Annotated in this window: 16 protein-coding genes; 11 read left to right on the forward strand and 5 right to left on the reverse strand. The window is 66.3% G+C overall.

The genetic code is table 11. The features are described 5' to 3' along the window. Window positions 1–170 precede the first annotated feature (170 nt). The 3 genes from AC1RRS_RS13695 to AC1RRS_RS13705 form a co-directional block, all read right to left on the reverse strand. The gene (locus AC1RRS_RS13695) at window positions 171–764 is read right to left on the reverse strand and encodes a helix-turn-helix domain-containing protein (RefSeq protein WP_492855624.1); all 594 of its coding nucleotides are present in this window, start codon (window positions 762–764) and stop codon (window positions 171–173) included. Between the two features lie 200 nt (window positions 765–964). Continuing rightward, window positions 965–2,020, reverse strand: coding sequence for an NAD(P)-dependent alcohol dehydrogenase (locus AC1RRS_RS13700; RefSeq protein ID WP_492855625.1), 1,056 nt, complete (start codon window positions 2,018–2,020; stop codon window positions 965–967). Window positions 2,021–2,148: 128 nt separating this feature from the next. Then, a complete protein-coding gene (locus AC1RRS_RS13705) occupies window positions 2,149–3,753 on the reverse strand; it encodes a sensor histidine kinase (RefSeq protein WP_492855869.1) in 1,605 nt (534 codons plus the stop codon). 65 nt (window positions 3,754–3,818) lie between these two features. Between AC1RRS_RS13705 and AC1RRS_RS13710 the strand changes: the two genes are divergently transcribed. The 10 genes from AC1RRS_RS13710 to AC1RRS_RS13755 all read left to right on the forward strand — a co-directional run bounded on the left by AC1RRS_RS13710 (window position 3,819) and on the right by AC1RRS_RS13755 (window position 14,058). Further along, on the forward strand, window positions 3,819–4,436 hold the full coding sequence (locus AC1RRS_RS13710) for a response regulator transcription factor (RefSeq protein ID WP_487291755.1): 618 nt from the start codon (window positions 3,819–3,821) through the stop codon (window positions 4,434–4,436). Window positions 4,437–4,547: 111 nt separating this feature from the next. Then, window positions 4,548–4,919, forward strand: coding sequence for a response regulator transcription factor (locus AC1RRS_RS13715; RefSeq protein ID WP_492855626.1), 372 nt, complete (start codon window positions 4,548–4,550; stop codon window positions 4,917–4,919). Window positions 4,920–5,195: 276 nt separating this feature from the next. After that, a complete protein-coding gene (locus AC1RRS_RS13720; RefSeq protein WP_492855627.1) occupies window positions 5,196–6,494 on the forward strand; it encodes an integrase arm-type DNA-binding domain-containing protein in 1,299 nt (432 codons plus the stop codon). Window positions 6,495–6,680: 186 nt separating this feature from the next. Further along, window positions 6,681–7,589 carry a LysR family transcriptional regulator gene (locus AC1RRS_RS13725; protein ID WP_492855628.1) on the forward strand — a complete coding sequence of 303 codons (909 nt, stop codon included), beginning with the start codon at window positions 6,681–6,683 and terminating at the stop codon, window positions 7,587–7,589. A gap of 86 nt (window positions 7,590–7,675) precedes the next feature. After that, on the forward strand, window positions 7,676–8,887 hold the full coding sequence (locus AC1RRS_RS13730) for an MFS transporter (RefSeq protein ID WP_492855629.1): 1,212 nt from the start codon (window positions 7,676–7,678) through the stop codon (window positions 8,885–8,887). 154 nt (window positions 8,888–9,041) lie between these two features. Then, a complete protein-coding gene (locus AC1RRS_RS13735; protein ID WP_492855631.1) occupies window positions 9,042–10,010 on the forward strand; it encodes an alpha/beta hydrolase in 969 nt (322 codons plus the stop codon). Between the two features lie 32 nt (window positions 10,011–10,042). Beyond that, window positions 10,043–10,468: a cyclophilin-like fold protein gene (locus AC1RRS_RS13740; RefSeq protein ID WP_492855632.1), complete on the forward strand. Its 426-nt coding sequence runs from the start codon at window positions 10,043–10,045 to the stop codon at window positions 10,466–10,468. A gap of 199 nt (window positions 10,469–10,667) precedes the next feature. Continuing rightward, window positions 10,668–12,695 carry a hypothetical protein gene (locus tag AC1RRS_RS13745; protein ID WP_487291768.1) on the forward strand — a complete coding sequence of 676 codons (2,028 nt, stop codon included), beginning with the start codon at window positions 10,668–10,670 and terminating at the stop codon, window positions 12,693–12,695. 223 nt (window positions 12,696–12,918) lie between these two features. Continuing rightward, window positions 12,919–13,041, forward strand: a complete 123-nt coding sequence (locus AC1RRS_RS13750) for a hypothetical protein (protein WP_487291769.1) — start codon at window positions 12,919–12,921, stop codon at window positions 13,039–13,041. 78 nt (window positions 13,042–13,119) lie between these two features. Beyond that, complete coding sequence (locus tag AC1RRS_RS13755) at window positions 13,120–14,058, forward strand: HNH endonuclease (protein ID WP_487291770.1); 939 nt, start codon at window positions 13,120–13,122, stop codon at window positions 14,056–14,058. Between the two features lie 33 nt (window positions 14,059–14,091). On the opposite strand, the gene AC1RRS_RS13760 is transcribed toward AC1RRS_RS13755, so the two are convergent. After that, on the reverse strand, window positions 14,092–16,812 hold the full coding sequence (locus AC1RRS_RS13760; RefSeq protein WP_492855633.1) for a hypothetical protein: 2,721 nt from the start codon (window positions 16,810–16,812) through the stop codon (window positions 14,092–14,094). Between the two features lie 354 nt (window positions 16,813–17,166). Here AC1RRS_RS13760 and AC1RRS_RS13765 point away from each other — a divergent pair, with 354 nt between their 5' ends. Further along, window positions 17,167–17,538 (forward strand): ester cyclase, encoded by a 372-nt coding sequence (locus tag AC1RRS_RS13765; RefSeq protein ID WP_487291772.1) that lies wholly within the window; start codon window positions 17,167–17,169, stop codon window positions 17,536–17,538. A gap of 171 nt (window positions 17,539–17,709) precedes the next feature. On the opposite strand, the gene AC1RRS_RS13770 is transcribed toward AC1RRS_RS13765, so the two are convergent. Further along, entirely contained in the window at window positions 17,710–20,457 is a 2,748-nt protein-coding gene (locus AC1RRS_RS13770; protein ID WP_492855635.1) for an ATP-binding protein, read from the reverse strand. Window positions 20,458–20,465: the final 8 nt, after the last annotated feature.

A 20,465-nucleotide genomic window follows, 5' to 3' on the forward strand; every position in this document is an offset into this window, starting at 1 on the left:
ACCGTCTCGCGCACCGCACGGTCCGCCGCCGCCACAACGCCCGCGTCCGCACCGCTCTTCAACCACTTCGCCATGGCCGTCTCTCCTGGAAGTCTCCCGGGAAAGGTTTGGCGCGGATCGGCGGGACACGCGCGACGTGTGGCCGGAACGGTCGCGTAGTGGAGAGGAGCTCAAGCCGCCAGGCGGTGAGCCCGCCGCCAGGCCTGGGGCGCGGCGCCCATGGCGCGGCGGAACAGCCGGCACAGGTGCGACTGGTCGGCGAAGCCGCAAAGATAAGCGATCTGGCTCAGCGGCTCGCGGGTGGTCAGCATCATGTACTGGGCCGCCTCCAGCCGCCGGCGGGTGACATAGGCGTGCGGCGTCTGGCCGAAGGTGACCTTGAAGGCGCGGCCGAAATAGCTGGGGCTGAGCGCCACCAGGGCGCCCAGGGCCGCCGTGCTGAGATCGCCCTCCAGGCCCTCGTCGATGTGCTTGCGCAGCTTGCGGGCCTGCCAGGGGGCGAGGCCGCCCTGCACGGCCGGCGCAGCGCTCGGCGCGGCGACGCCGACGACGCCAACGCCGACGACAAGGGCCGAGGCCTTGGCGATCAGGGCCCGGGCCGTGGCGGCCTCCGGTTCGGCCGAACGCTCCAGCGAGCGTTCCAGGGCGCCGAGCACCTCGCGCAGGTCGGCGAAGCCGCGGGGCTCGCCCGCCAGTTCCCGCGCGGCCATCAGGCCGGTGGAGGGGGCGGCGTCGGAGAAGGATGACGGGGCGAGGAAGGACATGGTTTCGATCCCTGACTGCGGGCGCCCCGACGGGCCCCTTCGTTTTCGAGGATCATTGTTCTTCGAGCGCGACGCACGTCGCCATCGCACCCGCGCTTATCGTCGCAGTCCCAGGGTTTGACGGGCTCATACCCAGGTATGGGATCGCTACCTTGCGAGGTGGGTCCGCGCGGCTTTCGACGCCGCGCGGACCCGGCCCGTCAGCCCTCGGCCAGCGAGGCGCTGTCGATCACGAAGCGATACTTCACGTCGCTCTTCTGCATGCGCTCGTAGGCGGTCTCGATCTCCTGGATCTTGATCATCTCGATGTCGGAGACGATGCCGTGCTCGGCGCAGAAATCGAGCATCTCCTGGGTCTCGGCGATGCCGCCGATCAGCGAGCCGGCGATCGACCGGCGCTTGAAGATCAGGGCGGCGACGTCCGGGCTCGGGTGAGCGTGTTCCGGCACGCCGACCAGGCACAGGGTGCCGTCGCGCTTCAGCAGGGCGGTGAAGGCGTCGAGGCTGTGGCTGACCGAGACGGTGTTGAGGATGAAGTCGAACGAGTTGGCGTGGGCGGCCATCTCATCGGCGTTGCGCGACACCACGACCTCGTCGGCGCCCAGGTCCAGGGCGTCCTGGCGCTTGGCTTCCGAGGTGGTGAAGGCCACCACGTGCGCGCCCAGGGCGTGAGCCAGCTTGACGCCCATGTGGCCAAGGCCGCCGATGCCGACGACGCCGACCTTCTTGCCCGGGCCGACGTTCCAGTGGCGCAGCGGCGACCAGGTGGTGATGCCGGCGCACAGCAGCGGGGCCACGGCGGCCAACTGCTCCTCGGGGTGGCTGATCTTCAGCACGAAGCCGTCATTGACGACGATCTGCTGCGAGTAGCCGCCCAGGGTGTGGCCGGGGGCGTCTTCGGTGGGGCCGTTATAGGTGCCGACGAAGCCGTTCTCGCAGAACTGCTCCAGGCCGTCGTCGCACGAGTGGCAGTGCTTGCAGCTGTCGACCATGCAGCCGACGCCGACCACGTCGCCTTCCTTGAAGCGGCTGACCGAACCGCCGACGGCCGAGACGCGACCGACGATCTCGTGGCCGGGCACGCAGGGGAAGAGGGTGCCGGCCCATTCCGAGCGCACGGTGTGCAGGTCGGAGTGGCAGACGCCGCAATAGGCGATCTCGATCTGGACGTCGTGCGCGCCGACGGCGCGGCGGGTGATGTCCATCGCTTCCAACGGCTTGTCGGCGGCGAAGGCGCCATAGGCTTTGATGGCCATGTGCAGGATGTTCCGATTGGCTTTTTTGGGGGAGGAAGACCCGCGAGGGATCTTGCGGGGCCAATCTAGCGCGCGCGCGATCGTAAAATTAGCCGCTCAGCCTTTCACGGCTCGATGAGCAAAATTCATCAATCGACCTCTTGCGACGCGGCCGCCAGGGGCAGTCGAAGATCGAACCGCGCCCCCTCTCCCGGCTGCGACGTCACGACGATCGTCCCGCCATGGGCCTCGGCGATGGTCTTGCAGATCGACAGCCCCATGCCCATCCCGCCGGACTTGGTGGTGTAGAAGGCGTTGAACAGCTGCGGCAGGCGCTCGGGGGCCACGCCCGGCCCACTGTCGGCCACCGACAGCACCACCGCCTCGTCCTCCACGGCCCCGCGCACGGTCAGCACCCGCTCCTGCGCATCGGTATCCGCCATCGCCTGCACGGCGTTGACCATCAGGTTGACCAGCACCTGCTGCAGCTGGACCCGGTCGCCGTCCACCTCCGGCAGGTCGGCGGGAACCTGCACGCGCAGGGCCACCCCATTGGCCGTCAGCTCGCGCCGCACCAGCAGCACGGCGTCCTCGACCAGCGCGCCGAGCGCCAGCCGCGTCGTCTCCGGCTCGCCCTTGACGGCCATGGTGCGGATGCGGCCGATCACGCCCGAGGCGCGGTTGGCCTCGCCGATCATCCGGTCGAAGGCCCGGCGCACCTCCTCCAGGTCCGGCGTCTCGCGCTTCAGCCAGCGCAGCCCCGCCTCGCCGTTGGTGACGATGGCCGACAGCGGCTGGTTGACCTCGTGGGCGATCGAGGCGGTCAGTTCGCCCAGGGTCGAGATCCGCGCCGCATGGGCCAGCTCGGCCTGCACCCTTTGCAGGTCCTCCTGGGCGCGCAAGCGGTCGGTGATGTCGATGACCCCGACCAGGGTCGCCCCCTGCGGCAGGTATTCGCGCGGATAGCAGCAGGTGAACAGGCCGTCGAACTCGCGACCGTCATAGGTGCGAAAGCGCGCCTCGCTTTCGTAGTGCGGCTTCTTCTCCAGGGCGGCGATCACGCTGGCGGCGAAGACGTGCTCGCTGCTCGGCGGCCAGAAGCGGTCGACCGGACCCAGCAGCTGCTCGCGCGTGGCCTCGAACAGCTGCAGCGACTTCTCGTTGACGTCGACGACCTGGCTGGCCTCCATCATCTCGCGCACGAAGCGCGGGTTCTCGGCGATGTGGGCCCGCAGGCTGGTCACGCCCCTGGCGCGCAGGGCGCCGAACATCCCCGCCAGGGCCGAAAAATCCAGCTCCCAGAACGACACGCTCATGGCGTGGAACACGTTGCGGAAGCGGTACTCGCTGCGGCGCAGAGCCTCCTCGGCCTTGCGCGCCTCGGTGACGTCGCGGCCGGTCTCCAGGATTTCGGCCGGCGCGCCCGAGGCGTCGCGGCGCAGCGACCAGCGCAGGTCGATCACCCCCTGGCGACCGTCGGCCAGCCGCCGGGTGACCTCGCCCCGCCAGGCGCCCTGCGCCAGCAGGCGGGCGTTGATCTCCTCCAGCGGGGCCGGGAACACCGTCTCCAGCAACCGCGGCGCATGGGCGTGGCGGGCCGCCTCGCGGCTGTGGCCGTACAGCGCCTCGCACCCCTGGTTCCAGAACAGGATCCGCCCCTCCAGGTCGCGCACCAGGATCGGCTCGCGGGCCGTGTCCAGCAGGCCGAGCAGGGATTCGGTCGAAACGTTCAAGACGTCGGGGTGGTCGCGCATCGAGATCACCGAAGGTTGCGCCCCTTTATTGACGGCGCGCAGTGGTTGGTCCAGCTATCGCCCTCATGTCGGTTCCGACGGTGCACATTGTCGACGACGACGGGGCCATACGCGAAGCCCTGGACAGCCTGTTCCGCTCGGTCGGGCTGGAGACGCGCCTGTTCGGCAACGCCCAGGACTTCTTTCGCTCCGGACATGCGCACGACGCGGGGTGCCTCGTCTTGGACGTACGGCTCCCCGGCGTCAGCGGCCTCGACTTCCAGGCCCAGCTCAACGCCGCCGACATCCGCATGCCGGTGGTGCTGATGACCGGTCACGGCGACATCCCGATGACCGTGCGCGGCATGAAGGCCGGCGCCGTCGACTTTCTGGCCAAGCCCTTCCGCGACCAGGACATGCTCGACGCGGTGACCGCCGCCATCGGCCGCGACCAGGCCCAGCGCGCTGAACGCTCGGGGCTCGACGAGGCCCGCCGCCGCTACGACACCCTCACCGCCCGCGAGCGCCAGGTCATGGCCCTGGTCGCCGCCGGCCTGATGAACAAGCAGATCGCCTTCGAGATCGGGCTCTCCGAGATCACGGTGAAGATCCACCGCGGCTCGGCCATGCGGAAGATGGAGGCGCGCTCGATGCTGGAGTTCGTGCGCATGGCCGAACTGCTCGGCGTCGCCCCTGCGACATGACGCCATACACCCGAGTATGATTCCGCCGCCGGCCGGTCTGGGGCAGATAGATCCCACCCGCCGCCCGCCGCCTGTCCGCGCGCTCCCGGCGGGACCGGAAGGGACGAGTAGGTGTCGCAAGCCCCGTTGATTGCCGTGGTCGACGACGATGAAGCCGTCCGGGCTTCCCTGGAAGCCCTGATCCGCTCGCTGGGCCACCGCGTCGCCACCTTCGCCTCGGCCGCCGCCTTCCTGGCCTCAGAGGTCTCGTCCGGCGCCGACTGCCTGATCAGCGACGTCCAGATGCCCGGCCTCTCCGGCTTCGACCTGCAACTCGCCCTGGGCGAACGCGGCCTGGCCACCCCGGTCATCCTGATCACCGCCTTCGACGACGCCCGCGCCCGCGCCCGCGGCCTGGCCCTCGGCGCCGCCTGCTTCCTGAAGAAACCTTTCAGCGGCGACAGCCTGGTGAAGTGCCTGGAAGCGGCGCTGGCCAGCCGCTGACGCGAACGACGCAACGACCGCGAGGCCGTCGGTTTCCTGATTTTGGAAAATGGCGCGCCCGGAACGATTCGAACGTCCGACCCTCAGATTCGTAGAATGTAGTAGCGCCTTCTCCAGCGCCCTCTAGAGCCACATTACTTGCCTCCGCAAGCGTTGTATGTCATTGTAATTATGATGATTTTCGCGATCTAGCGTACATTAGCGTACATGGACCTCGAGAAACTCACACGGAGCACTTCCCCCGACTAAACCCCGACTAAAATTCTGGGTCTGAACATGGCGTCCGAACAGCTTCTTCTCACAGACAAGGCGATCGCCCGACTCCCCTACGCCGAGACAGGGCAGTATCTCGTCCGCGACACGGAGCTGTCCGGCTTCCTGCTCAAGGTCGGCAAGCGCCGAAAAACCTTCATGGCGGAGGGCGAGCACTGGAAGCACGGCGTTCGCGAGTTTCGTGCTCAGGCCAAGCTGGGCGAGTTCGGCGAGCTCTCTAGCCGCGACGCTCGCAACAAGGCCAAAGACTTTCTCGGCCAGATCGCGCGGGGCGAAAAACCTGGCGGGGAAGCGAAGTCCAAGAGCGGACCGGTCACCTTACGGACGGCTTGGCAGAACTATCTTGATCGCCATTTGCTCCGTAAGGGACGCGATCCCGGAACGATCGCCAACTACCGCGACCATATCGAGCGACTGATGGCGGATTGGCTTGACCGACCGCTCGCTCGCCTGGGCGAAACGCCGTCGATGGTCGTCGAGCGCCACGAGCGGATCAGCGAGCTGAACGGACCCTACATCGCCAACGGCGCCATGCGCAGCTTGCGAGCGATCTACAATCACGCCCTCAAGACCAACCCCGCGTTGCCCGGCGTGAACCCTGTCAAAGCGATCGACTGGAACGTCGAGGTCCGTCGCGACACCGGCATGGGGGACCAGGACTTGGTGGGCTGGCTGCGCCAGGCGCACGCCCTGGAGAGCCCCATACGCCGCGAGTATCATCTGCTCGTCCTGCTTTCCGGCTCGCGCCCAACCGCGCTCAAAAAGGTCCGGATTGAGCACATCGATCTCCGCAAGAGGATCCTGCATGTGCCGCGCCCGAAGGGAGGCGCGAAGAAGGCCTTCGATATCCCCTTGTCGCGAGCGATGATGCGGTGCGTGATCCGGGCGATGCGTTGGGGCCGAATGCTGCATCCCGAGCAGGCCGAGTTCTGGCTCTTCCCGGCGGACAGCGCGAGCGGCCACATCGTTGAGCACAAAGAAAAGCGGATCGTTCTGTCCAAGTGGGGCAATGACCTGCGCCAGACCTTCCGGACGGTCGCGCAGATCGCCGAGGTTTCCGAGCTAGACGCCCACCTGCTGATGAACCACTCCCTGCCCGGCGTGAACACGGGCTACATCACTCGCGACCGGCTGCTCTCGGGCCACCTGCGCAAACAGCAGGAGCGAATTTCCCAGGTCGTGTGCCAGAGCGCAGCCAAGTCCGGTCCGGATATCCAGCTCTGGATCGCGGGCTTCGCCAAGCAGTCAGTGGTTTGGGAACGCACAGGTTCGGTCACCGCGGGGATGCGAATAGCGGCCTAGGCCCGGGCAACGGTGGAGAGTCTCAATGGACGGGGGCCGCTCGCTCCGCTGAACGTCCGCGATTAGAGTAGGCGAGGCCTCGCGCCCATATGGGTGTCCAAGGCAAAGGCCGTTGGTATCGGCTCAGACTGTTGAAGATACTTCATCAACATTGCCACGGGCCGCCATAACGGGCCAGTCTACGGCATGCCGCTCAGCCGAACCGATCTTGCAGACTTCAGCTACTTCCTGGCATTGGCTCGGCACCGCAACTTCCGCCGGGCGGGGCTGGAGCTGGGCGTCAGCGCCTCGGCGCTCAGCCACTCGCTAAAGGGTCTCGAAGCCCGGCTCGGGGTTCGCCTGCTCAACCGCACCAACCGTAGCGTCACCTTGACCGCGGCGGGCGAGCACCTGCAGGCGTCGATCCTGGGCCCCTTCGAGGCGATCGAGACGGCGGCGGATACGCTCAACCGGTTTCGCGCCGAACCAGCAGGGCGGATCCGGCTCAACGTTCTCGAACACGCCGGCACGCTGCTGCTGGCCCCGGTGTTGCCGCTTTTTGTCGAGCGCTATCCGGACATCGCCATCGACGTCGTGATCGCCAACCACTTGGTGGATGTGGTCGCGGCCGGCGCCGACGCTGGCATCCGCTACGGCGGCACCGTGCCGGAGGACATGGTCGCCCAGCGCCTGTCGGCCGACATCCGCTGGGTGGTGGTTGGCTCGCCCGGTTACCTGGCTCGGTTCGACGCGCCCCAGCATCCCTCGGACCTAACGCGGCATCGTTGCCTGCGCATCCGGCTGGGCGACGACAGCATCTACCACTGGGAGTTCGAGCGCGGCGATGAGGCGCTGGCGGTGGACGTTCCTGGCCAGGTCACGATCGACGACACCGCCTTCGCCATCGATCTGGTCAAGGGCGGGGCGGCGCTGGCCTATCTGCCCGAGCCGTGCGTCGCCGCGGAGGTCGCTCGGGGAACGTTGCGGACGGTGCTCGGCGACTGGGCTTCGAACGGACCCGGCTTCTACATCTACTACCCAGGCCGCCGGCAGCTGCCGACCGGGCTGCGCCTGCTGATCGACCTTATCCGAGAGGAGCGCCCGCTCGGCCTCTGACTGGCTGGCGATGATGAGCGGGGCTCAACGCCGCGATAAACGGGTGGCGGCTATTGCGCCTCCCCCCAGCCCCTATCTTGCTGGCCATGGAAACCGCCGCCAGCCTGAACCTCGACACCGTCTCAACCCGCTCTGACACCGTGCCGGCCGACCGCAGCCGCTGGAGCGCGGTCCTGGCGCTTACGCTGTGCGTGGCCACCTTGATCGCCTCGGAGTTCATGCCGGTCAGCCTGCTGACCCCAATCGCCGCGGACCTGCGGCTGACTGAGGGCATGGCTGGCCAGGCCATCGCCGTATCTGGCCTGTTCGCCGTGCTCACAAGTCTGTCGATCGGCCGGGTCGCGCGGCTGGACCGACGGCTCGTGCTGCTCGGGCTGACTGGCGTCATGGTGATTTCGGGACTTCTGGTGGCCTTGGCGCCCAACGCGCCGCTCTTCATGGTCGGCCGCGCCCTGGTCGGCGTCGTCATCGGCGGCTTCTGGTCGCTGTCGGCGGCGACCGTCATGCGCCTGGTCCGGCACGACGAGGTCCCTCGCGCCCTGGCCCTGGTCAACGGTGGCAACGCCGTGGCCACCCTGGTCGCCGCGCCGCTGGGCGCATTCCTCGGGCAGTTCATCGGCTGGCGCGGCGCCTTCTTCCTGGTCGTGCCGCTCGCGGCTGTGACCTTTGCCTGGCAATGGCTCGCCCTGCCGAAGATGCCGTCATCATTCGGCGCGACGCCGAGCGTCGTCGGCGTCCTGCGCCGGCCTTATGCCAAGGCGGGGATGGTGGCGATGGGCCTGCTGTTCGCGGGCCAGTTCGCGCTCTTCACCTATCTGCGCCCTTTCCTCGAAGGCGTCACCCGGCTTGGCGCCTCGCCGCTCTCGCTGGCCTTGTTGCTGATGGGCCTGGCCGGGCTGGCCGGCACGGCCGTGATCGGGCGCCTCGTGGCCGCGAGCCTGAGAGCGGTGCTCCTCGTCGCGCCGCTGCTGATGGCCGTGATCTCCCTTGGCCTGATCGTCGTCGGCCCAAGCGCCTTGCCGACGATGGCCATGCTGATCGGGTGGGGCTTCGTGGGCACGGCCCTGCCCGTGGCCTGGTGGACCTGGCTGGCGCGAACCCTTCCCGACGACGCCGACGCGGGCGGCGGCCTCATGGTCGCGGTGATCCAGCTGGCGATCACGGCCGGCGCGGCATGCGGCGGACTGCTGTTCGACGCCGGCGGCCACCGCGCGACCTTCCTCATCAGCGCCCTTCTGCTCTGCGCCTCGGCGGGGTTCGCCGCCCTCAGCGTCCCGCGCCGTCTCGCCAGACTCTGACCCCACGGAGATTTTCATGCAAAGCCCAGACAATCTTCCGGCCCTCGCGCGCCCATCGGCGCTGGACCGTCGACTTCTCCTCCAGGGGGTCGGCGCGAGCGTCGCCGCCCTCGCCGCCGCCTCGCTTATCCCCGCATCCGCAAAGGCTCAGGACATGACCCACGGCGCAGACAACTTCTACAAGAGCGATCGCGTGACCCTCCAACCGGTCACCTTCAAGACTCAGTACCAGACGACAGTCGCAGGCAACCTCATCACGCCCAAGGGCCTCGCCCCGGGCGCCAAGGCCCCGGCGCTGGTCGTCGGCCATCCGATGGGCGCGGTGAAGGAGCAGAGCGCGACGCTCTACGCCACCAAGATGGCCGAGCAGGGCTTCGTGACCCTGGCCATCGACCTGCCGTTCTGGGGCGGGAGCCAGGGGGATCCGCGCAACGCGGTCGCGCCGGACCTCTATGCCGAGGCGTTCAGCGCCGCGGTGGATTTCCTGGGCACGCGGCCCTTCATCGACCGCGAGCGCATTGGCGGCATCGGCGTGTGCGGCAGTGGCAGCTTCATCCTCAGCGCGGCCAAGATCGACCCACGCCTGAAGGCGGTCGCCACCGTCAGCATGTACGACATGGGCGCGGCCAATCGCGATGGGCTGAACCACACCGTTTCGATCGAGCAGCGCAAGCAGATGATCGCCGCGGCGGCCCAGAAGCGCTGGGCTGAGTTCGAAGGCGGGACGGTCGAGGTCGCCGGCGGCACGACCCTGCAGCTGACGGCCGACACCGATCCCATCCAGCGTGAGTTCTACGACTTCTACCGCACCCCGCGCGGCGAGGTGACGCCGCCCGGCGCGTCGCGCGAGCGCACCACCAAGCCGACGGTGACGAGCAACATCAAGTTCATGAACTTCTATCCGTTCAACGACCTTGAAACGATCTCGCCGCGCCCCTTGCTGTTCATCAGCGGCGAACAGGCCCACTCCAAGGAGTTCAGCGCCGAAGCGTACCGTCGCGCCGCCGAGCCGAAGGAGCTTGTCTGGGTGGCGGGCGCGGGTCACGTCGACCTCTACGACCGCGTGGACATGATCCCGTTCGCCAAGCTGACCCGCTTCTTCCGGCAACACCTGGCCGCCTAGGGCGACTGGTCCTCAATCCAGGGAGACCCGCCATGCGTCGCACCGTCCTGGCCGCCGCCAGCCTCGCCCTCGTCTCAATGGGACACGCCATGGCGCAAGAGCGCATCCAGATCTTGTCGCCGTGGGGCGAGGTCACCGCCACCCTGACCGACAACGCCGCCGCGCGCGCTTTCGCGCGGCGGTTGCCGATGACGATCGAGATGCGCGACCACCTGAGGCAGGAGAAGACGGGGACTTTGCCTGCACCGCTGCCGCAGGCCCCACGTAAGTTGGATTTCGAGCCCGGCACGCTCGGCTTGTGGGGCTCGGACGACTTAGTGATTTACTACCGCCGGGGCCGCGTGCCCCAGCCCGGCATCGTCGTCCTTGGCAAGGTGGCCGGCGATGTTTCGATCTTCGATCGACCAGGACCGCTGAAGATCCAGGTGTACCGTGCCGAGCGCGGTCCCCAAGAGTGAACGGGTCCAGGCTCTGGCTTGCTTGTTTTGCAGCCAGTGGTGGGGAGCTGCCATATCGAACCGCTGACCCCGTAATTGATGCGGCGCGGTCAGCGCTCGATTCCCAGGTTCACGCGGCACGCCGATCATGGCCGCTCCGGCGACACAGGGAGAAGTCGAAGCTGGCGCGTCTAGGCCGCGCGGACGATCAGATCCGCGCGTGAACTTGAGTGAAATGCCTAGAAAATCCGAGCCGCCGAAGCCCTCCCTCCAGAAAGCCAGTTCCCCACAGCCGGGGACGCCAATAGGTCCGCAGAAGCGTAAAACCGGTTACGCGCCCCGCCCAGTCGTCGCATTTCCAAAGGCGCTCTGGGAGGATTGGGAAGATCCGCCGACCTTCGCCGAGGCGCTCGACCTGCACATGCGCCGTCACGGCGACACCGGCTATGGCCTGCGACGGGCGGTGTGCCTGAAGGGCGATAGCCTGGAGGTCAGCACCTTTCGGATGTGGCGTCTGGGCTTGAAGGCGCCGCGCGGCGCGACGAGCCTGCGGATCTTGGCCGCCCTCGAGCGGCGCTGGCGCCTTCCCGTGGGCTACCTGCGGGCCAAGCTTCCTCACCCGGGCCGGATGGTCGCCGACGCCAAGAGTCTGCCGTTGCCGATGTCCGAGCGTCGACGCATGGCCTGGCACCTTCCCGACGATTTCGCCCGACTGCCCACGGCCAAGCGCCAAGAGATCGAGCGCTGGGTGCGCGAGGTTGTGATGTCGGGCCATACCGATTACCGGCGCTTTCAGGCTGAAGCCATGAAGCAGCGCTTCGCCGTGCAGTTTTCGGCGCGGATCGGTGGTGTCGATCCGGGAGAGCTGACCCCAGGTCAAGCCCTTGAGGACCGCCTGGCCGATCCGGGCCTGCGTGAAACCGGACGCCCCCTTGGCGCATTTGCCGCGCCCGTGCTTCTCGACGCCGAAGCGGCCGATCTGATGGCGTTCAAGACGGCCACCCTTACCTCTCGCGGCCGCCGTCGCAATGGCGTCTGGAACGACGCCACCGCTGACCAGAAGATGGAGCATCTGGGCTTAATGCTCGGCGCCTTGGCGGCCTGCCCGCTTGGCCCCGTGCGCGGCTATGGCGCGCCGGTGCGCTGCCTGAGTTTCGCCGTCCTGGTCTTTCCGGCCGTATGGGATTGGTACTTGCAATGGCGAGAGAGCCGGCGCGGCTTCTTCACCCAATGGGAGACGGAGATGCTGACCGTGGCGGCCGGCCTCTCGCGCAAGGAGACCGGTTGGCTGAGACAGACGCCCAAGCTGGCCGAGCGCCTGCGGCCGGTCGAGGGCTTGATCAGCGCCGACGACGTCCGCGCCGCCTGTGAGAACTGGGACCAGGCATGCGACACCCAGCATCGACACGTACTTCTGCGCGCCAAGGAAGTGGCGCGCGTTGCGCGGGTTCATCGTGATCCCTTCGAGCCGATCCTTCCCATCCTCGAAGCCGAAAGCCCGGTTGGGGAGTATCGCAAGATCACCGTTGAGGTTCTCAAGTGGCGCGCCGACGAGCGGCTCTATCCGGTCCCTGCAGCGGAATCGACGCGTGCGTTTCTGATGCTTCGCCTTGGTCTGCACCTTGGCCTGCGGCAGAAAAACCTTCGCCAGTTGCTCGTTTGCCCCAAGGACCGCATCCCAACGTCGGAGCGGCAACTTGAGGCGCTCAAGTGCGGGGAGCTGCGCTGGAACACGCGCGATCACACCTGGGAGGTGCTGATACCGGCGGCCGCCTTCAAAAACGCTGGCTCATCCTACTTCCGCAAAAACCCTTTCCGCCTCGCGCTTCCAGATCTGGCCGGTCTCTATCGAGAGATAGAGGCCTATATCGACCGTCACCGCGCGGTACTGCTGAAAGGTGCGGCTGACCCGGGCGTGTTCTTCGTCAAGACGATGAAGACCAAGAGCAAGGACGCCGCATACGACTCCAACAGCTTCTATGCGGCCTGGCGATTAGCGATAGAACGGCATGGAATCTATAATCCCTACACCGGTCGCGGGGCAATCGAAGGCCTGCTGCCACACGGTCCGCACAACATCAGAGACGTGATCGCCACCCATGTCCTCAAGCAGACGGGCTCATACGAGCAGGCCAGCTACGCGATCCAGGACACACCCGAAACGATCGCTGAGCACTACGGCCGCTTTTTGCCGCAGGACAAGGCGGCCCTGGCCGCCCAGGTTCTGAACCAAGTGTGGTCTGCCTAGGCGACCGGGGGGAGCGGCGGCGCCCGTCATGGCGGAAGCGTCGCCACTTTCCAAACTTCCACATCGGTTAGCGCCCGAACGCCGGCCCAGCGTTGTGCGCTGTGCTCCACACAACGCAGGTCGATTGCCCGCGCGGGGTCGTGACGCCCACAACCGAGATCGAAACGGCCTCGTGGTGATCACCCGATCGCGCGAGGTTGGTCCGACCTCAAGCGGAGTGAAAATGTCCCGTCGCCACTTTCTGAAAATCACGCCTAAGCGGATCGAAGCCGACGGTTGGGGCGTGGTCGCCTTGGCGGTGATCGTCCTCGCCCTCGTGGGCTGGCGTTGCTTTTTTGCCGGCTAGGTGGCCGCCTTGTCACACTCGACGTCAACGATTCGGTGGCGTCGCGGCACTCCCGTCGCTCCAGAGAGCAAAACCTCGATGAGCCAGGAAGACGGCATTATCCGCTATGTCCCAGGACGCGCGATCGTCCTGCGAAACGTCAATTGCGCCTATTGCGGCAGCCTGTTCGACGCCAAAAAAGCGGCCAGCAAGGAGCACGTGATCGGGCGGCGTTTCGTCCCCCGCGGATGCTTCGACGGGCAATGGAACCTGATCCTCAATGCCTGTGAGGCCTGCAACGGCGACAAGGCCGACCTTGAAGACGACATCTCAGCGATATCGATGCAGCCGGACCTGTGGGGGCGGTATGCGATCGACGACCCTCGTCTGGTTTCCGAAGCCCTACGAAAGGCTCAAAACGCCAGAAGCCGTCGTACCCGAAAACTGGTCGCCAAGAGCCAGGAAGAGGTCGAGTTCGAGATCCCCATCCAGGGCGGGGTCATCACCTATGCCCTGACAGCGCCGCCGCAGATCGACGAGGCGAGAATTTTCCGGCTCGCCCACTATCATTTTCGCGGCTTCTTCTTCCTAATCACCCATCAGGAACAGACACGCCGTGGCGGCTTCGTCCAAGGCGGCTTCTTCCCCTTGATCACCGCTCGGCGGGCCGACTGGGGTAACCCCTGGCTGCGCTGGTTCTACGATTTGGTCGCCGACTGGGAATTGCGGATTCACGCGATCGGGGGCGACACGTTCTTCAAGATGATCATCCGGCGCCACCCCGAGGGCAAGGAAGTCTGGGCCTGGGCGCTGGAGTGGAACCACGCCATCCGGACGGTCGGCTTCGCTGGCGATGAAACAGAGATCCGCCGAATGGCAGAGAGCCTGCCGAACATGGACTACGATTTCGCCCATGAGGATGGCGAGCGTCCGTTTTGGGGTCGTGTCGACCAACCGCTGCTGGAAGTCGAGGACAGATTGTTTCTGGTTCGGGCGAGCGAGGGTGATACCGAAACAATGGAGGCAAGACGGGCATGAGACCTTGCCGTTAGCTGATCTGCGCCCTCGCGTTTACCTCCGTCCCAGATCTGCAAGACGCTGATCGAGACGCAACTGTTCACCGGTCTTCTCGCTGGCGGCCCTCGCTGCGATCAGATCTTCATAGGCTTGGCTATCGCCCAGCCGGTCGCGGATAGCGAAGCGCAGTTCGAGAAACTCGCTCTTGAAATTCGCCGCCTTCAGCTTGTCGAGCGCCAAGTCAATCCAGCGGAGCGCGTCGTCAGGATCGCCTTGCGCCAAGCGCGCGCGAGCCATTAGGCGCTGAAGCCAGCCATCGTCGCCCTCAATATCGGGCAGGGTCCGGATGAGCGCCTCGCCATCCGCTGGACGGCCCATATCGATCAGCAGCTCCGCGCGCCTTTGGGTATGGAACTTCTGCGGCTTGACCAGGCCTTCGTAGAGCGCCAAGGCCTTGCTGCGGAGTTGCACGCTGGCGGCGCCGGGGAGGCGCGCGGCTTCTGCGTAGATCTCCGCCCAGGCAAAGCGATCGCCGTCGACGCCAAGGCTTTCGAGGCCTGGCGCCGGAAGCTGATCGAAAATCGCCCTGAACTCATCCGGCATCTCGCTCGACATGAACCGACCAAGCGGTGCGAAGGCCCTAAAGGCTTGGCTGACCCCGAGCTTGGCGGCCTGGACGATCGTCTTGGTGATCTCGTCCAGATGTTGAGCAATCACGGTGTTGCGCCATGCGCCCTTGCCGGCCGGGAGCCGCTCGATGAGCCCCAGCAGCACCGAATAGGTAACCTCGCCGCCATTTCGCAGGTCCGCGAAGATCGCATCGACATGCTGAACCGTGGCGGCGGTTTGGGTGGGATCGCTTCGACGAATGTCGATCAGTTGCAACCGCGACTCGTTCATCGGGTAAGGGCCGGCCAACACCGTGTCGAAGAGCGCAGCGGCCGCGGCCGTGTCGCCCAAGCGCTTGAGGGCCTTGCCCTTGTGGTGCTGGAGCTGAGCGCGTTCGCGATCCGAGAGATCGCCCAGCGCCAACATGGTGTCGAAAGCCGGTAGACGCGCTTGGAGCCCTTTCCTGGCGACGTCGCCCTCAAGTTCTTTTTCGAGCAGGAACAATTGCTCGATCGCCTCGATGACCGCGATGACGCCCAGCGGCCCTCGGGCAGCCTCCGCCAGCGCCTGGGCGGTGGCGACCGGATCGCCAACCAGATCGGGTCTCACCTCCGACGGCTCCCAGACCACCAACAGCGCATAAAGAAAAGCTGATCGCCGGTCGCCGGCGGCGACGAGCGCTTCCAGCTTTGGCCGAAGGCTTCGCGCGGTGGCCCAGAACGTCAGGCCCAATTCCTCGGCGGTCGCGATCAGATAGGCTTCCAGCCTGTCGTCGAGCTCGGCACACCGGCTCGCGTCCGCCCAGCCGCGGCCGTCGAGCACGGCGAACACCACATCGTGCAGGCGCAAGACTCCCGACCGGTCGACGGCCGTCAGCCCGAACGACCGGAGCTTGCGAACGCCCAGCGGCAGGATTGTTTGGAGCAAAAACTCTTCGCCAATCGCGGGCAGCCCTGCCCACTCGAAGACGGCCAGCTCGCGCGTGAGCACGCCAGCCAGATGCTTGAGCATGCGATCGGCTAGGCGCTGGCCCCGGTCATCGGCCATTTCGCCGAGTTCGACGCAATCGGCTTGGACCTCGCTCCAGGTCGCCCCTTCTTCGGCGACCGCGGCCTGCAGCAGATTCAGGCTGAACGGATGGCCGCCGACCTTAGCCCAGATCGTATCGAAGACCGGATCTGGAACAGGCGTGCCAGCGCGATTGAGAACGGCCCGTGCCTCAACTTCATCCAGTAGCGGGAGGTCGTAGGTCTCACCGACCGAGCGCCGCTGCGTCAGAATCACGTGCGATTTGGGTCCGCAAAGCTTGGCGATATCCACCGCCGCCAGCTGCCCTTGGACATTGTCGACCACAAGCAAGCAGGCCTGGTGCTTGAGCAGCGTGACAATGTTTCGTTGCTCGCCAACTCGGGTCAAAGGCACCGATAGCAGGGATTCGATGCGATCGACCTCCTCGCCCTCCAGCCAGACGACCAGATCGTAGTCTTCGGCGTGATTGGCCGCAAACGCTGCCGCCGCGTTGGACTTGCCCAAGCCCGCCATGCCGGCGATGGCCACTACCGGAAAGGCCTTCAAGCGCCGGGCGATTTCCTGGTCGACGTCCGTGCGCGGCACCCGGTTGGCGTCCGGCGCTGGCGCAAGGCGGGTCGCCGCTTCCTCGTCGGCAAGCCGCTGCAACTCGGGCAGGTATGGCGCAAGACGTCTGACCAGCCGGTCATTGACCAGAAGATGATCAACGAGGTGCGCGGCGATGTCTTGGCTCGCCCAGATGTGTAGAACCTTGCCCTTCATGCCGGGCCAAGCTTCGACCGTCTTCCTGAAGGTTGCGATCTTCTGGGGTTTCCGCTTGGACCCCGAAACCAGGTAGATCGTCGTGGCGTTGGGCTTGTCCTTCAGGACCTTGCGCAAATCCTGTTCAGGTTTGGGCATCTTGGCTACGAAGTAGCCTGCCTCGTCGGAGTATTCGAAGACCGTAGAGCCATCATCGCTCTCGCCGTCGGCCACTTTGGCCACCGGGTAGCCCAAAGCGTTGACGCCGTCGTGGGTGGTCGGGACTTTGGCGAGCGCCGCCATCACGATGCCCGCGAACACCTCGAACCGCGGGCCGATGCGCTCGATGCCCCGGGCGAGTCTTTCGATCATGGCAGTGCGGCGAACAGGATTCATGATCGAACGGCTTTGGTCGGTCTTGGGTCGGCCAGGCGACTTCCACGATCGAGCACAGAAGGCCTGTGGTTGTCGAGCGCTCGCTCTCGTCGTTGGCTGGCGTTTGCCAAGTCATCGACGCACCAAGCGTCGCCCGGCTGATCATCGCCTCCTCGCACCGAGGTCTATCGCAAGGCCGATGAGCCGTCTCGCCCAGAGCCCCCCTGTATTGCCAAGCGTCTTGAAGATCGTCGGCCTTGCTTGACGCCCTCGCGCGCCAAGTACCGCTGACGGGCTCCAACGCGGACGGCAAAGTTCAAGGCCGCCCCCACCGCATCGCTCACTCTTGAGATCGCGTTGCGCAAGGGTTTGCAGATGTCGATCGAAATCAACAAGAGCGTTGTTTTCCGCTACTATCATCTTATCAATCAAGGAGCGTTGGACGCCCTTGGCGAGCTGGTCGACGTGTCTTGTCGATCGCCCAACGACGGCCAATTCGACGTCTGCGAACTCCAACGCTATCTGGGCGGCCTTCGCTCGGCCTTTCCGGACATGATCTGGCGCCCGTTGGACATGATGGCTGAAGGTAATCGGGTTATGGTTCTGGCTCGGATCACGGGAACCCACCTTAATCCTCTGGGCGACTTGCCGCCCACTGGAACCAGGATCGCGTTTGAAGCCCTGCAGGCCTATCGCGTTAGCGCCGGTAAGCTCTGCGAACATTGGCGGATCGAGCCGGTCGCATAGACGATCGGGATGCGGAGCCCCACCCTCTGCCTCACTAAAGCACCGCCGAACCTGTCAAATCGACGTTGAGCGTCCAAGCACCATCGCCGCTGAAATGAGACTGTGGAGATGTCCTCAAGGACGGGTCCTCCTCCCCCCAAACCCAGGACCCGCCGCCCTCCTCCCACCGCCTCAACCCCGAGGAGGGCGGCCATCCTTGTGGTTTCGCACACCGCCGCGATTGAGTTTGGCGAGAACCTCGTGCGCCGCTCGCAGATCGGCCGTGGCGTGCCCTTCGCTGAACCCTTCGACGATCGGGGCCAGAAGCGCCTCGGCCTCATCGGCCAGGCCCTGACTGTTCCAGAGCCGCGCCAGGCTGCTGGCGGCGCGCAACTCCCAACCGGTCGCGCGATGACGACGGCTCAGGTTGAGCGCACGCTTGAAGCTTGTTTCGGCGCCATCATGTTCGCCCTGGCCCAGGAGGCGCTCGCCCTCGGCGCGGAAAACCTCCGGCGCGCACCAGCCGACCAGACCCGCCTCCACGCGGGCCAACACGCCGGGCGTGACGAACACCTCGGCGAAGGTCGCCATGGCGTCGGCCTGCTTAGCATCTTGGGGCGGCGCGACGGCGACGCCGGTCTGGCGCCAACGCAGCACTTCCTCGAAGCGCTGGGCCCAGCTGCGCCAATAGTTGGCCTGAGCCGCGCTGGACAAGTCCAGGAGGCGGTCGATGTGGGTCTGGGCTCGGGCCTCGTCCCCCCGCCACAGGGCGACCGGCGCGGCTGCCAAGGCCAGTGCATGGCACATGGCGATGCCCAGGTCGGCGGCGGCATGGCTGATCGCCGCCTCGACCATCTCCTCGGCCTGATCCGGATGCCCCTGGATCCACAGGATCCGGGCTATGATGATGCGCATCGAGACTTGTCGGCTGACGCCAGGCATAGACATCGACAGCGGAATGGAGCGCTGGGGATAGTTGATGACCCGCTCGGCCAGGATCCGCGCCCGATCGTGGCGTCCAAGAAAGTGCTGGGCCTGAGCCGAGGTGCGATCGCCCAGCAGGGTGATGAAGGGCTCGGACGAGACCTTGGCCACCATGCTCAGACGATTGCTGAACTCAGCCGCGGCCGGGTAGTCGGCCTTGCCGAAGGCGCAGGACCAGACCCCCAGAAGGGTCGACGCCTGCTCGCTGGCGATGCCGACCCGCTCGGCCAGTTCGTGAGCCTTGGAAAAGGCGGCTGTCGCTTCGGCTCCGGTGCCCCAGGTCAGCTGGGCGAGGTTTGCAAAGGCGGTGTTGAGCCGCATCTGCAGGATCGGGCTACGCCGCCAGCCATCGCTGACGTCTAGCGCCAGCTTCACACGCCCGCGGAACTCCGCGGTCAGAGACAGCTGCACCGCCAAGGGAACGGCCGCGGCCGTCAACGCCACGCCGAGCGGACGGTCACCAATGCTCATGCACCAGTCGATGGCTGACCTTAGATCGTGGATGACATAGCCGTAGCGCTCCACCCACTGACGCTGACCAAGCTCGTCCCAATCGCCTTCGGCCACCTTGAGCACGGCGTTGCAGACCTCGGCGTGACGACGCCGAACAAGCGCGTAGTCGTTTTCGCTCTGAAGACCGGACAGGGCGAAGTCGCGAACGGCGGCATGCAACCGATAGAGCAGGACCCCATCGACGACGTCGCGTGTGACCAGGTGCATCCCGGCCAGACGTCCCATCACCGCGCTCAGATCCGCGACTCCGCAAATCTCGGCCATGAACTGAGCCGCCGCGAGACTGATAAAGCCGTTGAAGGCAGCGAGCTGGCGCAGGAAAGCCGCATCAGACTCATCGAGGGCGGACAACGACCAGGCCAATACGGCATCGAGGCCAAGGCCATCGCCCCCATAGGTCGGGATACGGGCGGCCAAGGCGTCGAGATGTTCGGGCGGCGCGGCCGCGACGAGTTCTATGGAAAGCGGCGCGCCAGCCAAGGCCTCGACCAGGCGGCCGTAGGGGTAGAGGTCCATATCCGACAGATCAGGCGCCATCAGCCGCTCGATCCGCCGTTGTTTCATTAGGGTCGCGGCCGGCGATGCGCGGCCGGTCTCGCCCGGAAGGCCCTGCAGCCGATAGACCCGCTCATCGGGCGCGCCCAGGGGGCGCGGCGCGCTGGTCAGGCAGCGCACGCCCGGGCACGCCTCCAGAAGGCGACCGGCAAAGTCAGGCGCGGCCTCGGCCACGCCCGCGCAATCGTCCAGCACGAGAAGACATTGCTTGTCGCGTAGATGGGCCAGGATGGTGGGAAGCGGATCTTCCGCAAGGCTGCCGACGCCGAGCGCGATCGCTACGGCCGCAGCCAACCCCTCCGGCGATTTGACGACCCCAAGGTCAACGAAACATACGCCGTCGGCGAAGCGCGTGCTGACGCCTTCGGCCGTTGCGACGGCGACGGCGCTCTTTCCAACGCCCGGCGCGCCGACAACGGTGACGAACCGGGCCTGATCCACCATCTCCGCGATGGCGCGGACATCATCGTCTCGCCCCACGAGACGGTCGCCGGGTCCTGGCAGGTTGTTTCTGGCTTTGACCACCCGCAACGCCGGGGTCGAGGGGACACGCTGGCGGCTTACCGCCGCGCCAAAGCAGTACCCCGTCGAGCGTCGGGTGATGTAGGCGCGACCGTTGGGATCAAGCCCCAGGCGCCGACAGAGGATCCGGACATAGGCCTCGATGATCTCAGCGCCGCCATCGTGTGCGCGGCCTGAATAGACGATCAGTTCATCGGGCGTGACCTGCTCTCCGGCCCGCTCGACCAGAGCCGCCAGCACCGCGAAGATCGCTTCGCCCAGATGAACGTCGCTGTCGCCCTCGCGCAGGATCTTGGCCGAACGGCGCAGGCTGAACGGACCAAAGGTGAGCGCATCTTCGACAGCGCCAGGTCTCGTGGTGCTCATCGACCCAT

It is taken from the genome of Caulobacter sp. GW821-FHT12A07 (assembly GCF_058807655.1).

Coding starts and splice junctions, on each gene's coding strand:
- AC1RRS_RS13695 (WP_492855624.1), bottom strand. CDS start 764: ATGTCCTTCCTCGCCCCGTCATCCTTCTCCGACGCCGCCCCCTCCACC.
- AC1RRS_RS13700 (WP_492855625.1), bottom strand. CDS start 2,020: ATGGCCATCAAAGCCTATGGCGCCTTCGCCGCCGACAAGCCGTTGGAA.
- AC1RRS_RS13705 (WP_492855869.1), bottom strand. CDS start 3,753: ATGCGCGACCACCCCGACGTCTTGAACGTTTCGACCGAATCCCTGCTC.
- AC1RRS_RS13710 (WP_487291755.1), top strand. CDS start 3,819: ATGTCGGTTCCGACGGTGCACATTGTCGACGACGACGGGGCCATACGC.
- AC1RRS_RS13720 (WP_492855627.1), top strand. CDS start 5,196: ATGGCGTCCGAACAGCTTCTTCTCACAGACAAGGCGATCGCCCGACTC.
- AC1RRS_RS13725 (WP_492855628.1), top strand. CDS start 6,681: ATGCCGCTCAGCCGAACCGATCTTGCAGACTTCAGCTACTTCCTGGCA.
- AC1RRS_RS13730 (WP_492855629.1), top strand. CDS start 7,676: ATGGAAACCGCCGCCAGCCTGAACCTCGACACCGTCTCAACCCGCTCT.
- AC1RRS_RS13735 (WP_492855631.1), top strand. CDS start 9,042: ATGACCCACGGCGCAGACAACTTCTACAAGAGCGATCGCGTGACCCTC.
- AC1RRS_RS13740 (WP_492855632.1), top strand. CDS start 10,043: ATGCGTCGCACCGTCCTGGCCGCCGCCAGCCTCGCCCTCGTCTCAATG.
- AC1RRS_RS13750 (WP_487291769.1), top strand. CDS start 12,919: ATGTCCCGTCGCCACTTTCTGAAAATCACGCCTAAGCGGATCGAAGCC.
- AC1RRS_RS13755 (WP_487291770.1), top strand. CDS start 13,120: ATGAGCCAGGAAGACGGCATTATCCGCTATGTCCCAGGACGCGCGATC.
- AC1RRS_RS13760 (WP_492855633.1), bottom strand. CDS start 16,812: ATGAATCCTGTTCGCCGCACTGCCATGATCGAAAGACTCGCCCGGGGC.
- AC1RRS_RS13765 (WP_487291772.1), top strand. CDS start 17,167: ATGTCGATCGAAATCAACAAGAGCGTTGTTTTCCGCTACTATCATCTT.
- AC1RRS_RS13770 (WP_492855635.1), bottom strand. CDS start 20,457: ATGAGCACCACGAGACCTGGCGCTGTCGAAGATGCGCTCACCTTTGGT.